Genomic DNA, 12351 nt, shown 5'->3' on the forward strand with positions numbered 1-12351 from the left:
GGCCTGAAAGTGGATTGATTCGGTTTCCGAAAGTGGGCTTAGATAATAGTGCCACCTGTTGCTATCGTGCAAACCATGTCATTCCCTTTACCGACTACGCGCATGACTATCGAAGCGTCTTCCCTGCGCCGCGGCCTCGCGCTCGCGTCGCTCTATACGGGCGTATTCCTGCCGCCGCTGGATTACTTCATCGTCAATCTGGCGCTGCCTGCGATTCACGTCGGCCTGAACGCCAGCGACGCGCAGATCCAGCTCACGGTCTCCGCATACGCGCTCGCCTATGCCGTCGTCCTGATCACCGGCGGGCGCCTCGGCGATCTGTACGGACGCCGGCGGATCTTCATGATCGGCATGGCCGCCTTCGTCGTTGCATCGGCGCTGTGCGGCATGGCGATGAGCGGCGAGGTGCTGGTCGCGAGCCGCGTCGTGCAGGGCATCAGCGCGGCGCTGATCACGCCGCAGGTCCTCGCGTCGATCCGCACCGTCTTTCCTGTGCAGATGCAGGCGCGCCTGATGGGCCTCTACGGGTTCGTGTTCGGGCTCGCGTCGGTGGCAGGGCAAGTCGGCGGCGGCGCGCTGATCGACCTGCATCCCTGGGGACTCGACTGGCGCGTGGTATTTCTCGTGAACGTGCCGATCGGCATGCTCGCGCTGGCGGGAACCTGGCGGTATCTGCCCGAGAGCCGCGCGGCGCGCGGCGCGCGCATCGACGTCCCGGGCATGGTCGCGCTGACGATTGCGCTGATGCTGCTGATCTATCCGCTGACCGTCGGCCGCGAGCTGCACTGGCCCGCATGGACGTTCTGGAGTCTCGGCCTGTGCATGCCGGCGTTCGTCGCGTTCATCCGGATCGAACGCCGGATTGCGCGGCAGGGGCGCGATCCGCTCGTCGATGTGGCGGTGTTGAGCCAGCCGGTCGTGGCAATCGGCTTGCTGCTCGCGTTCCTCTTCTACAGCATCGCCGCGTTCTTTCTCACCTATGGCATCTACCTGCAGGAGGGGCTCGGCTGGACCCCGCTGCAATCGGGCCTCGGCCTCGCTCCCTACGGTGCTGGCTATCTGCTCGGGCCGCTCGCGACGCCGTGGCTTGCCCGCCGCATCGGCGAGGGCCTGATGCCGCTCGGGTTCGGTTGCCTCGCCGGCGGCTTCGGGCTCTGCGCATCGCAACTGGGCCATGGCGCACCGGAACTGCCGTTTTATATCGGTCTCCTGATTGCCGGGACCGGGCAAGGGCTGGCGCTGCCGTCGCTGCAGCGGATCGTGCTTGCGGACGTCGACGCGCGCCATGCCGGCATGACTGCCGGTGCGATCGTCGCGATGCTCTATATCGGCGCCGCGTTCGCGGCCGCCTGCATCGGCGGTGCGTTCTTCGGCGCGCTCGGCGAGGGCGGCGGCGCAGCAGCGCACGCGCACGCGATGCGCATCGGCCTCGAATGGATGCTCGTGCCGCTCGTCGCGGGGTTCCTGGTCAGCATCTGGATGGTGCAGCGTCGCGATCGGACGACGCGTGCCGTGCGCGGCATCTGACCCGGCGCGCGAGGTCGCGGCGCGGGGCGCTCACGCCGTGACCGCGACGCGATCCTTGCCGCGATACGAAGCGGCGATGACGCGCAGCGCCTGTTTGGCGCGCTCGTCCAGCGAGCCGCTGTGCAACATGACATCGGAACCCGGCAGCGGCGGCAATCCGAACCGGGTGCCGACCTCGACGGATCCGGCCGGCGCGGCGGGCCGGGCCAGCGCCGCGACGGCCAGGCCCGCGGATACGGCGGCCGCGACCGTATTCACGCCCCCACCCACGAAGACCTCCAGCCACGGAATGCCCGCGTCGTCGAGCGCCCGCGAAGTCATCGCACGCACCCTGCACGTGGCGGGCAACGAAGCAACACGGAGCGGTGTTCCCGGCTCGTAATGCAAGCTCGGCGCGGCGTACCAGCCGATCTGTTCGTTGGCGATCACGCAGCCGTCGTCGCGTCCGTCGACGTGCCGGACGATCGCGGCGTCGAGATTGCGGCCATCGAGTTCGGCGAGCAGCCGGCGGGAATTGTCGACGCGCACTTCGATCGTCAGCCCGGGATCGAACACATGAAGCATCGACAGCAAGGCCGTCAATTCCGTGCCGACGAGATTGTGGCTCACGCCGAGCATCAGACGCGCGGGAGGTAGCGCCGGCCCACGCAGCGCGCGGTCATGCGCGGCGACGAATTCGCGCGCGGACTCGACGAATGCATTCCCTTCCCGCGACAGTCTCACGCTGCGCGGCGTGCGATCGAGCAACCGGTATCCCAGGCGCCCCTCGAGGCGTTTCAATTTCACGCTGACCACGCCCTGTGTCGTATCGAGAAAATCTGCCGCTTTTGTAAAGCTTTCCAATTCGGCAACCAGCAGAAATACGCGAACAGCATCGACGTCGAGTGTAGCCATGGCCAATCATCCAGATTTGTTGTGATTGAAATAATTATTTCGATATTCAACACATACTCAGGGAACTCCATAATTCTGTCAACTCGCCACGAGTGATAGCGATTCAGAACGAATATTATTGAGAGGACCCCATGAATAACGCCATCTGCACCGCCAACCGACCGGTTTTATCGCAATCCGGCCTCTTTCGCACCGGGTAAGCCGCCGGCGCAGGTTTGCGCCGGGCGTGCCATGCGCGCGCCGACAGCTATGACGAAGCCGGTCCGGCGATATGGCGCAGACCGATCTGCCTTCCTGGATCCAGCAATCGGGATCGCGTGATTCACGCTGCTCCGGCAATTTGCCGGGACGGCGGGGTGCGCTTTTTGATTGCACTCGTTTTTGACGAATTGCATTCAAAAAGCTTTCGAATTGCGCTTGCCACTCCATCGAATATTCATGGAGATGGATTGGTGCGGCCAGAATGTCGCCCAATTACGCATCGGATGGATTTAATCGGCCAATAAGCCCGCCGGAGGGCATTGCCGCATTTTTGAGAATGTGACGTAACGCAATCTGCCTACGTCGGTTCGATAGCCTATTCATCAATTTGCAATACCAATGATTAGCGAGGAAGCCATGAACGAGCAACGCGATCCCCCCGTGTTCGTCTCCTCTCCTGCACGCCTGCGGTGCGAACTGCCGGCCGATCGCGACGAGGTGCGCTTCGTCGCCGAATCGCGGGATGCGATCCGGCGCATTCTGGACGGAGACGACGACCGGCTTCTCGTGATCGTCGGCCCCTGCTCGGTGCACGAGCGCACCGCTGCGTTGGATTATGCGGCGCGCCTGTCCGAGGTTCGGCGCACGCTGCATCGCGACCTGGAAATCGTGATGCGCGTCTATTTCGAGAAGCCGAGAACCTGTCTCGGCTGGAAAGGCCTGGTCAACGATCCGCATCTGGACGAATCGCACGACATCGATGCCGGGCTGCGGATCGCGCGCCAGTTGATGCTGGACGTCACGTCGCTGCGTTTGCCGGTTGCCACCGAGTTCCTCGACGTCCTGAGCCAGCACTATCTCGCGGACCTCGTATCGTGGGGCGCGATCGGCGCCCGCACGACCGAATCGCAGATCCACCGTGAAATGGCGTCCGGGCTAGGCTGCCCGATCGGATTCAAGAACGGCACCGACGGCGGCCTGAAGGTTGCGATCGACGCGATCCGCTCGGCACGCAGCCGCCATCGCTTTCTCGGCGTCGATGGCGATGGCCGGTTCGTCAGGCAGTCGACGGGCGGAAATGGCCACGGCCATCTGGTGCTGCGCGGCGGCAAAGTGCCCAACTACGACGCGCAGAGCGTGGGCGCCGCCTGCGAACTGCTTGCGACGCACGGGCTTGCGCCCCGCGTCGTCATAGACGCGAGCCACGGCAACAGCGGCAAGCAGCACGAGAACCAGTTGCCCGTGTGCGCATCGATTGCCGCGCGCGTCGCGGCCGGCGATGCCTGTGTCGCCGGCGTGATGATCGAGTCGAACCTCATCGCCGGCAACCAGTCGCTCGGCGCTGGCGCTGGGCTCGTCTACGGCCAGAGTGTCACCGATGCCTGCATCGGCTGGAACGACACGGTCACGGCGCTCGAGCGGCTCGCCGCCGCGATCCGCGCGCGCCGGCGCCCGCCCGCCGCCACCCGGGCCGACCTGGCGCCGCTCTCTTCGACTGCATGACCGATGGCCACCGCCCGTCGCATCGCTCGGCCGCCAGGCCGAGTACGTGCCCCCGGTGCGGCGAAACCCGACACACTCTCTTTTTGCTCCATGGACAACCTCACGCAGGCGCCGCACGCGCTCCATGAACGCGAGGTCGACCGGCACCACCGGTCGATCAGCGCGATCGATCAGGAATTGCTCCGGTTGCTCAATTGCCGCGGCGAACATGCGCAGCAGATCGGCCTGTCGAAGCTGCGCGCGGGGCTCGCGATCCTGCAGCCGTCGCGAGAGCAACGGATTCTCGACGAACTCAAGCAGCTCAACCCGGGGCCGCTGCGGCCTGCGCAGGTCGAACGGATCTGGGGGGAGATCTTCTCCGTATCGAGGAGCCTGCAGCAGGCCGCACCGATTGCCTTCCTCGGGCCTAGCTGTACGTATAGCGAAGATGCGTTGATCCGGTTTTTCGGCGACGCGGCCTTGCGCATCGGTTGCGCGACGCTCGATGACGTATTCGACGCGGTCGCGTCGGGTGCGGCGCCCAGCGCAGTTGTGCCGTTCGAGAATTCCGCACACGGCTGCATCGCGGACACGCTCGATCTGCTCGCCCGCACCGGCCTGCCCGCCAGCGGGGAAGTCGTCCTGCCGATCGTGCATTGTCTCCTGTCGCATGCGCGGGATCTGAGCGCGGTCGACTGCGTGCTCGGGCATGCGCAGGCGCTTGCGCAATGCAGGCACTGGCTCGATCGCCACTTGCCCGGCGTCGAGCGACGCGCTGTCTCGAGCAACGCCGCGGCGGTGAAGGCGGCTAGCGAAAGCGCCACCCACGCAGCGCTCGCCGGCGAGCGCGCCGGGCAACTATACGGCGTTGCGGTGCTGCGTCGCGCCATTCAGGACCAGCCGTCGAATCGCACACGATTCCTGATCGTCGGCGACGCGCCGCGCGTCGCGGCGAGCAACGGCAAAACGCTGATACGGGCCGAGATCGAGCATCACGCCGGCAGTCTCGCCTGCTTGCTTGCTCCCCTGCAAACCCACGGCGTCTCGATCGAATTCCTCGAAACACGCCCGCTCGGCAACGGCGTATGGACGTATTGCTTCTATCTCGAGCTTGCGGGCTTTCCGCACGAGGCGCCGGTCGCGGCAGCGCTGACGGAGATGATGCAACGGGCGTCGGCGTTTGCGGTGCTCGGCTCGTATGCGCGCTCGACCGCGTGCGCGGCGCCCGCCGCACCGCTCCCGACCGACCCTGCGGGCAAGGAGCGCGCGCAATGAACCGGCCCGCTGACCATGCAACGCACCGCATCAAGCGGATCTTTGCATCGCTGGACGATCGCCTGATCGTGCTGCTTCGCTGCACGCCGCACGCGCTCGCGCGTCGCGACACGATGAAATGCCTGAACACGCTACGCTCCGCGTACGAGGACGATCTGGAAATCGTGCCGTTTCTCGCGGCGAGTTGCCAGCACACGTTGCCGGAGGCCGTCGAACGAACGCTCGGCCGCCGGGTGCGCCGCACCGGCTTCTCGCTGGCCGTCGAGCACGCCGCCCTGCGCGGGCCCGGCTTGCCGTCCGCGTGGTGGCTGTGGGACGGCCGCGCGCCGCTGCGAATCCCGTCCGATGCGCCGCTCGTCGCGACGCTCTGTCCGGCCGTGCCCCTGCCGGAACTCGGCTGGGCACTGCCGCTCGCCGAGGGCGAGTGCCTGACGGAACGCCTGGCCGTGCTCGACGACGGTGCGCTGCCGGCCGGCGGCCGGCGCGTGCTGCTCGACCTGCGCGCACCCGGCGCAAGCGGCCTGCGCATGCTCCGGCATACCCGGCTGGCGGCCGAATCGATCGGCTTGCATCGTGGCCTGCTGGGCGGCGCGGTGCTCGATCTGCGCGAACTGGTCGACCTGCGCATGCCGCCCGCGCCGCCATCACGCGACGCGTGCGTCGATCTCGACACCACCAAGGCGCTGCTCGACGAACTGGCGAACGTCGTTACGCATTGCCGCATCGCAACCTACACACGCGCAAGCCGATCGCTATGGCGGCGCCTGTAGTCCCCGGAAGCGGACAGGCGGACACCGACGATCCCGCTGCCGCTCCCTTTCACCTCTCGATTCACGTCTCTATCAAGGATTCGACAACATGACGACGACCAAGGCAAGGGTGAAATTCGATCCGCTCGATCCGCTGCTGCTCACCCACGAACTGTCGGACGACGAAAACACGTATCGTGAACGGGTGCGCGCGTTCGCGACTGGTGTCCTTATGCCGCGCGTGCGCAGCGCGTTCCGGCACGAGCACGAGGACCGCGCGATCTTCCGCGAAATGGGCGCGTGTGGCCTGTTTGGCTGCATGGTGCCCGAGCAGTACGGCGGCGAAGCGCGCAGTGCCGTCTGCTACGGCATTGCCTCGCACGAAATCGAACGCGTGGATTCGGGCTACCGGTCGCTGCTGACGATCCAGGCATCGCTCGTCATCTTCCCGATCCTGCATTTCGGTTCCGACGCCCAGCGGGAACGGTATCTGCCGAAACTCGTGTCCGGCGAATGGGTGGGCTGCTTCGGGATGACCGAGGCGAACCTCGGTTCCGATCCCGGTGCGATGCAGACGCGCGCGATCAAGGTGCCGGGTGGCTATCGCCTGAGCGGCGAGAAGAACTGGATCACGAACGCGCCGATCGCGGATGTGCTGATCGTCTGGGCGAAGGCGGAGGACGGCAGCGTGCTCGGCTTTATCGTCGAACGAAATGCCGTCGGGCTGTCGACGCCCGTCATCGAAGGCAAGATGGCCCTGCGCGCGTCGACGACAGGGAAAATCGTGCTCGACGACGTGATGATCCCCGATGCGCAGGTGCTGCCCGGCGTGAAGCGTTTGTCCGATCTCTTCAGTTGCCTGAATTCCGCACGCTACGGGATCTCATGGGGCGCGCTCGGCGCCGCGGCTGCCTGCTACGAAACCGCGCGCGATTACACGCTCGCCCGCAGCCAGTTCGGCAGGCCGCTCGCCGCCAACCAACTGATCCAGAAGAAGTTCGCCGACATGCTGACCGAAATCTCGCTCGGGATGCTCGGCTGCCTTCGCTTCGGCCGAATGACCGACGACGGCATCGCGAGCGTCGAACTGACGTCGATCCTGAAGCGCAACTCGTGCGGCAAGGCGCTGGACATTGCCCGCGTCGCGCGCGACATGCTCGGCGGCAACGGCATCTCGGACGAGTACTGCGTGATCCGTCACTTGCTCAATCTCGAAGTCGTGAATACGTACGAGGGCACGCATGACATCCACGCGCTTGTGCTGGGCAAGGCGATCACCGGCCTGAGCGCATTCGCGAACTGAGCGCCTCGATCCATCCCGACTGGAGATCAACATGCACCCCATGCAGGAACTGCTCGTCGTCGCGGAACGGATCGGTCGGGTTGCCCATCTGCAACTCAACCGGCCGACGAAGGCGAACGTGCTCAACGCGGAACTGATGGCGGCCCTGTCTGCCCACCTGGCGCACCTCGATGGCGATGATGAAATCAGCGTGATCGTCATCTCGGGGCATCCGAAGTTCTTCGCCGCCGGCGCGGACGTCGCCGCGATGGTCGAACTCGACGCCGCGGATGTGGTTCGCGAACGCTTTCTCACCGGCGCGTGGGAATGCGTCGGGCGCGTGCGCAAACCGGTCATCGCCGCGGTGACAGGCTATGCGACGGGAGGCGGGTGCGAGCTCGTCCAGGCCTGCGACGCCATCATCGCGGGCGAGTCGGCCCGCTTCGGACAGCCGGAACTGGCGCTCGGCACGATTCCCGGGCTCGGCGGCACGCAACGCCTGCCGCGCTGGATCGGCAGAATGCGTGCGCTGGATTGGTGCCTGCGCGCCCGCGTCGTCACGGCACGGGAAGCGCACGACGCCGGCCTCGTCACGCAGGTGGTCGCCGACGAGAACGTCGTCCCGCACGCGATCGCGTACGCCCAGGAGGTGGCGGCCTACTCGCTTCCGGCACTGATCCTGTTAAAGGAAGCGATCAACCGCACGGCCGAGATGCCCTTGTCGGCCGGCCTCGATTTCGAAAAACGCCTGTTCTACTCGACCTTCGCGTTCGAGGACAGGCGAGAAGGCATGGCCGCGTTTCTCGCGAAGCGAGCGCCCGTGTTCCGGCATGCGTGACGCACGCGCCATTTCACTTTCATGAGGAGCAGGTCGAGCATCATGACGAAACGCCATTTCACTCAGCAGATCGTCGTCCGCTATTCGGACATCGATTACATGGGGCACGTCAGCAATGCGGTCTATTACCAGTACCTGCAGGACGCGTACGTGAAGTTCATGTACGGGTTGCTCGACGCACCGTTCAGCGAACGCATCTCGCAGATCACTGTAAAGACGGTATGCGAGTACGTCGATCAGGTGCGGCTCGGCGAGGTGCTGAATCTGCGCGCAAGCGTCGTCCGGTTCGGTACGCGGAGTTTCGACATCGAGTATCTGCTGGCGCGCCGGGACAACGATGAACATCTGGTCGCACGCGGCCTGTCGACCCACGTCACGTTCGATTACGAAAACAACGTATCGATCCCGCTGCCGGACGACCTGAAGGCGGGCGTGCTCGCCTATCAGGGCAGCCTGTAATCGCAGCCGTCGATTCGGCCGACCTGTCTGTCGGTACGCCAGTGTGCGCCCTCCAGACGATCGGCTGTCGTGCCACGCCGGCTCGATCCCGGTCGCTGACGCAGCGTTTCGGGATCGGGCCGCATTACCGACAAGGCCTGAACATGGCTCACGCTCCCCGGCCGGACGACGGCCTGGCCGCCGAGAACACGGCGGCGCCGAACCACCCTGGTGCGCCCGGGACGGACCGCGAAAGCGGCCGCCGGTTCTGTCTCGTCGGCCTGATGGGTACCGGCAAGACGACGGTGGGACGGCATCTGGCCGAGCGCCTGTCGATCAGCTTCGTCGATGCCGACGCCCTGCTCGAAGCGCGGCTGGGCTACCCGATCCGGGAATGCTTCGCGCGCGACGGTGAACGGGCCTTCCGCGCCCGGGAGTCGGACGTGATCGACGAAATCGCCGGCTGGCCCGATGTCGTGCTGTCGACAGGCGGCGGTGCCGTGCTTTGCGAACGCACCCGTTCGACGCTGAAGCGCCGCTTCACGGTCGTGCACCTGACGGCCACCGTCGACGAAATCCACGCCAGAACGCGGCACGACCGATCGCGCCCGCTTCTGCAGACCGACGATCCGGTCGCTACGCTGCAAAGTCTGCTGCAGCAACGGCACGCGCTCTACGAGGCCTGTGCCGATCTCACGGTTGACACGACCGGCCGCTCCGTCGCGGCAATCGTGGCGCATCTGGCCCGCGTGCTGATGCCGGCCGACGTACGCGCTGCGTTCCCCAGCCCATCACGCTGAAGCGCCGCGCGGTCGGCGTTCTATCGGGAGGCGCTGGATTGCCACTCAGACATGCGCGACACGACCGATCCATCGTTCCCGACTCATGAAGCGCAGGGTGGCAAGCGATCCTGATTGCGCTCGTCAATTGGATCTTGGCCGTTGTCGATGAGCTCGCGTGCTTCAGAAAGGGAGATGTCGGGGCAGGTGCCCAACCCGGCGTCACGTCACTTGCCGGTCACGGGACGGGTGATGCGTAGGGTCCACTTGCTGCCCGACATCGTTGGGGTAAGCAGCAGTCCGGTCACTTTGCCGTCGAAGACGGGTTTGTCGATGGGTTTGAGCGCTTTGGCTTGTTTGTCGGTTAGCATCGGTTTTTGGCCCATCACATAGCCCGTCGAGGATCACCGCACAGGGCTGGATGGTGTCAGAGTAAAATGGCCGGATTGACGATGCAAGCTCTTGATTTGCTGAAAGATAATCGGATTCCGATGGATGTTATTGGACAATAATTTGCCAGAAATGACCGAATCCGTTTCCACGCCTCGCTCCCGCTCCCGCTCCCGTTCCACCCGTTCGTCGACCCGTTCCCGCCAGCGCTCGGCCGCTGCCGCAGGCAGCACGTCCGCAAGGGCGACGGCACGATCCGGCAGCGCACCGGCCGGCGACGCGCCGCGCGACGAACGGACGCTCGACCTGTTCGGCGATCCGGTGCTGGAGCCGGGCGAGCGCATGCCGGTGGCGGCGCGCGATGAAGCGAGCGTGGAAGCCGATGCGGCGGCCGGTGCCGACGACGGGCGACAGGCCACGCTGGACGGGTTCATCCCGCCTGCGGATGTGGCTGCGGCAACGCACGCGAAAGCTGAAGGTACGGCGGCGCCGGATGTGGCGGCCGAGGCCGTTTCGACGCCTGAAGGCGATAGGGCCGCGAAGGTCGACGGTGCATTCGCAGAGGGTCTTGCTACGAAGGCAGCCGATTTGCCTGAGGGCGATAGCGGCGTCACGCAGATCAATGTGCCCGCGGTCGACGGCGCCGCGAACGCGGAGACGAAGCGGCAAGTCGCCGATGGCGCCACCGTGCAGACGGCCGAATCGCAAGCAGCAGACGCCGAAGTTGTGAAGCCTGCGGTCGAGGCGGCAGTCGTCAAATCCCGCGAAGGGAAACCTTCGGGCGACGCCGTGAAGGAGCGCCGCTCGTCGTCGGGCGGCAAGCGCCGGGCGGCTGCCGGAGCCAACGAAGCGGCGGCGACGCAAACCATACCGGTTGCGACGAGTGTCGACTCGAAGCCGGAGGCGGTTGAATCGAACCCGCCGCTGGCCGCCGTCGCGCCGGTCGAGCCACAGACGCCGGCACGGCCAGCACAGCCGCTCGAACCGGCGATCGCCCCGCATTCCGCGAAGCCCCGCGACGCGGCCCAGCAGCCCGACGCTTCGCCGTCGCCGGTTGTACAGCCGGTGGCATCCGCCGCGTCGTTCGTGACCAAGCCGTCGTCGGAGCGTACGCAACCGGCCGCAGCCTTCGATCCGGACACGCACCTGCGCCCGCTGACCGACCGGCTCGCCGCGCTGCAGTCCGACGTGGACGGCCTGGCGCGCGCGGCCGATCGCGAGATGCGCCGCGTCAACCGCCTGCTGCTCGCGCTGGCCGTCGTCGTGCTGGCCGGGCTCGTCGCGCTGGTGCTGCAAACGCGGCAGATCGCGCACCTGAAGCAGGACGTGGCCGCCAAGCAGCAACGGATCGATCGCCTTGCAGCCGACCTGTCGACGCAGCAGGCCACGCTGATGACGCTCGAGGAGCATCACGAAGCGCTCCTGTCGCAAGTCGACCGGCTTCAGCGCAACGCGAACCGCGAGGCGGCCGTCGCGAAGCGGGCTCGTCGCACGCGCTAATCGTTTCGACCCTATCCTGGAAGCCTGACGGAGCAAGGATCGCCGTTTCGCGCGGGCGATCGGCGGTCGCGCGCGTGCGGCAAACCGATGCAGCTCACTGGCGGAGTTCAGGGAAAACCCTTAGAATGGAGGCCGTCTAAGGGAAAACCCTAGATCTATCTGTCAGGAGTCTCACATGAGCTTCATCTTCGCCCTGCTGCAAAAAATCGACGACCTGTTCGTGTCCCCGCACCTGCCGCTCGACGCCGACTACTCGTACGCCGCACGTCACGCGGAAGCCGAGCGTGTGCGCCGTGCCAACCTCGTGCCGATCGTCCTGTACCGTCGCTGATTCGCTGATTCGCTGATTCGCTGATTCGCTGATTCGCTGATTCGCTGATTCGCTGATTCGGCGCGGCGTCCGCCGCACCTGCCTGCCCGTTTTCCACCGCCGCATCGCGCGCCGGTGCGACTGTCCCGCTACACTGGAAGTCCGATTCCGTTCACGGCGACCGGGCCATGCTGCAGATGCGGCCGATGACGGCCGGCGAATTCCACGCGTACCGCACGCGAGCCATCGACGGCTACGCGCGCGATCTCGTTTCCTCCGGGCAAAATGCTGTCGAAGACGCGGCCGAGCGTGCGCGCGCCTGTTTCGACACGCTGCTGCCGGACGGCCTGCTGACCGCTGGCCAGACCCTCGTCACGCTCATCGACGGCGCCAGCGGCGACACGGTGGGCGACCTCTGGTACGCGATCGTCCCCGAAGGGCCGAACCGCACACTGTTCATCTACGACCTCGACATCGTCCCGTCCCGGCGTCGCCAGGGCTGGGCCACGCGCGCGCTCGATGCGCTCGACGCCGAGGCGCGCCGGTACGGCGTCACCGAGATCGGGTTGTCGGTGTTCAATCACAACGCGGCGGCGCGTGCGCTGTATCGCGCGTGCGGCTTCGCGCCGATCACCACGACGTTGATCAAACCGGTCGTGTCGGGCTGAATCCGCCGGCCCGCGATG

14 protein-coding genes are annotated in these 12351 nt (G+C 66.1%); 11 read left to right on the plus strand and 3 right to left on the minus strand.

What is annotated here, in order from left to right:
• Positions 1-102: 102 nt before the first annotated feature.
• The gene (locus tag HWX03_RS25800) at positions 103-1527 is read left to right on the plus strand and encodes an MFS transporter (RefSeq protein ID WP_175873162.1); all 1425 of its coding nucleotides are present in this window, start codon (positions 103-105) and stop codon (positions 1525-1527) included.
• Between the two features lie 30 nt (positions 1528-1557).
• Here HWX03_RS25800 and HWX03_RS25805 read toward each other — a convergent pair whose 3' ends face one another.
• A complete protein-coding gene (locus HWX03_RS25805) occupies positions 1558-2421 on the minus strand; it encodes a LysR family transcriptional regulator (protein ID WP_175873163.1) in 864 nt (287 codons plus the stop codon).
• A gap of 618 nt (positions 2422-3039) precedes the next feature.
• Here HWX03_RS25805 and HWX03_RS25810 point away from each other — a divergent pair.
• The 7 genes from HWX03_RS25810 (at position 3040) to HWX03_RS25840 (ending at position 9486) form a co-directional block, all read left to right on the plus strand.
• Positions 3040-4125, plus strand: coding sequence for a 3-deoxy-7-phosphoheptulonate synthase (locus tag HWX03_RS25810; RefSeq protein WP_279612246.1), 1086 nt, complete (start codon positions 3040-3042; stop codon positions 4123-4125).
• A gap of 90 nt (positions 4126-4215) precedes the next feature.
• On the plus strand, positions 4216-5379 hold the full coding sequence (locus HWX03_RS25815; RefSeq protein ID WP_175873165.1) for a bifunctional chorismate mutase/prephenate dehydratase: 1164 nt from the start codon (positions 4216-4218) through the stop codon (positions 5377-5379).
• Positions 5376-6149, plus strand: coding sequence for a hypothetical protein (locus tag HWX03_RS25820; protein ID WP_175873166.1), 774 nt, complete (start codon positions 5376-5378; stop codon positions 6147-6149). Before HWX03_RS25815 ends, HWX03_RS25820 begins: the two co-directional genes overlap by 4 nt.
• 88 nt (positions 6150-6237) lie before the next feature.
• Complete coding sequence (locus HWX03_RS25825; RefSeq protein WP_175873167.1) at positions 6238-7431, plus strand: acyl-CoA dehydrogenase family protein; 1194 nt, start codon at positions 6238-6240, stop codon at positions 7429-7431.
• Positions 7432-7471: 40 nt separating this feature from the next.
• Positions 7472-8248 (plus strand): enoyl-CoA hydratase-related protein, encoded by a 777-nt coding sequence (locus HWX03_RS25830; protein WP_175823616.1) that lies wholly within the window; start codon positions 7472-7474, stop codon positions 8246-8248.
• A 42-nt stretch (positions 8249-8290) separates the two neighbouring features.
• Entirely contained in the window at positions 8291-8707 is a 417-nt protein-coding gene (locus HWX03_RS25835) for a thioesterase family protein (RefSeq protein WP_175873168.1), read from the plus strand.
• A gap of 143 nt (positions 8708-8850) precedes the next feature.
• Positions 8851-9486 (plus strand): shikimate kinase, encoded by a 636-nt coding sequence (locus tag HWX03_RS25840; RefSeq protein ID WP_175873169.1) that lies wholly within the window; start codon positions 8851-8853, stop codon positions 9484-9486.
• A gap of 206 nt (positions 9487-9692) precedes the next feature.
• On the opposite strand, the gene HWX03_RS25845 is transcribed toward HWX03_RS25840, so the two are convergent.
• Positions 9693-9836, minus strand: coding sequence for a DUF4102 domain-containing protein (locus HWX03_RS25845; protein WP_175823612.1), 144 nt, complete (start codon positions 9834-9836; stop codon positions 9693-9695).
• Positions 9837-9869: 33 nt separating this feature from the next.
• The gene (locus HWX03_RS37045; protein ID WP_244132784.1) at positions 9870-10289 is read right to left on the minus strand and encodes a hypothetical protein; all 420 of its coding nucleotides are present in this window, start codon (positions 10287-10289) and stop codon (positions 9870-9872) included.
• Here HWX03_RS37045 and HWX03_RS25850 point away from each other — a divergent pair.
• The 3 genes from HWX03_RS25850 (at position 10198) to HWX03_RS25860 (ending at position 12333) form a co-directional block, all read left to right on the plus strand.
• The gene (locus HWX03_RS25850; RefSeq protein ID WP_244132779.1) at positions 10198-11355 is read left to right on the plus strand and encodes a flagellar hook-length control protein FliK; all 1158 of its coding nucleotides are present in this window, start codon (positions 10198-10200) and stop codon (positions 11353-11355) included. The two genes, HWX03_RS37045 and HWX03_RS25850, sit on opposite strands and share 92 nt — an antisense overlap.
• 175 nt (positions 11356-11530) lie before the next feature.
• Complete coding sequence (locus tag HWX03_RS25855; RefSeq protein WP_006480339.1) at positions 11531-11686, plus strand: hypothetical protein; 156 nt, start codon at positions 11531-11533, stop codon at positions 11684-11686.
• A gap of 167 nt (positions 11687-11853) precedes the next feature.
• Positions 11854-12333: a GNAT family N-acetyltransferase gene (locus HWX03_RS25860; protein ID WP_174431183.1), complete on the plus strand. Its 480-nt coding sequence runs from the start codon at positions 11854-11856 to the stop codon at positions 12331-12333.
• Positions 12334-12351: the final 18 nt, after the last annotated feature.

The organism is Burkholderia sp. BCC0397 (assembly GCF_902832865.1).
In the GTDB taxonomy this organism is placed as follows: domain Bacteria; phylum Pseudomonadota; class Gammaproteobacteria; order Burkholderiales; family Burkholderiaceae; genus Burkholderia.

What these genes read in the sequence shown, in the direction of transcription:
- HWX03_RS25850 (WP_244132779.1), top strand. Translation starts at nt 10,198, where the DNA reads ATGCCGGTGGCGGCGCGCGATGAAGCGAGCGTGGAAGCCGATGCGGCG.
- HWX03_RS25845 (WP_175823612.1), bottom strand. Translation starts at nt 9,836, where the DNA reads ATGCTAACCGACAAACAAGCCAAAGCGCTCAAACCCATCGACAAACCC.
- HWX03_RS25860 (WP_174431183.1), top strand. Translation starts at nt 11,854, where the DNA reads ATGCTGCAGATGCGGCCGATGACGGCCGGCGAATTCCACGCGTACCGC.
- HWX03_RS25815 (WP_175873165.1), top strand. Translation starts at nt 4,216, where the DNA reads ATGGACAACCTCACGCAGGCGCCGCACGCGCTCCATGAACGCGAGGTC.
- HWX03_RS25810 (WP_279612246.1), top strand. Translation starts at nt 3,040, where the DNA reads ATGAACGAGCAACGCGATCCCCCCGTGTTCGTCTCCTCTCCTGCACGC.
- HWX03_RS25800 (WP_175873162.1), top strand. Translation starts at nt 103, where the DNA reads ATGACTATCGAAGCGTCTTCCCTGCGCCGCGGCCTCGCGCTCGCGTCG.
- HWX03_RS37045 (WP_244132784.1), bottom strand. Translation starts at nt 10,289, where the DNA reads ATGAACCCGTCCAGCGTGGCCTGTCGCCCGTCGTCGGCACCGGCCGCC.
- HWX03_RS25825 (WP_175873167.1), top strand. Translation starts at nt 6,238, where the DNA reads ATGACGACGACCAAGGCAAGGGTGAAATTCGATCCGCTCGATCCGCTG.
- HWX03_RS25820 (WP_175873166.1), top strand. Translation starts at nt 5,376, where the DNA reads ATGAACCGGCCCGCTGACCATGCAACGCACCGCATCAAGCGGATCTTT.
- HWX03_RS25855 (WP_006480339.1), top strand. Translation starts at nt 11,531, where the DNA reads ATGAGCTTCATCTTCGCCCTGCTGCAAAAAATCGACGACCTGTTCGTG.
- HWX03_RS25805 (WP_175873163.1), bottom strand. Translation starts at nt 2,421, where the DNA reads ATGGCTACACTCGACGTCGATGCTGTTCGCGTATTTCTGCTGGTTGCC.
- HWX03_RS25840 (WP_175873169.1), top strand. Translation starts at nt 8,851, where the DNA reads ATGGCTCACGCTCCCCGGCCGGACGACGGCCTGGCCGCCGAGAACACG.
- HWX03_RS25830 (WP_175823616.1), top strand. Translation starts at nt 7,472, where the DNA reads ATGCAGGAACTGCTCGTCGTCGCGGAACGGATCGGTCGGGTTGCCCAT.
- HWX03_RS25835 (WP_175873168.1), top strand. Translation starts at nt 8,291, where the DNA reads ATGACGAAACGCCATTTCACTCAGCAGATCGTCGTCCGCTATTCGGAC.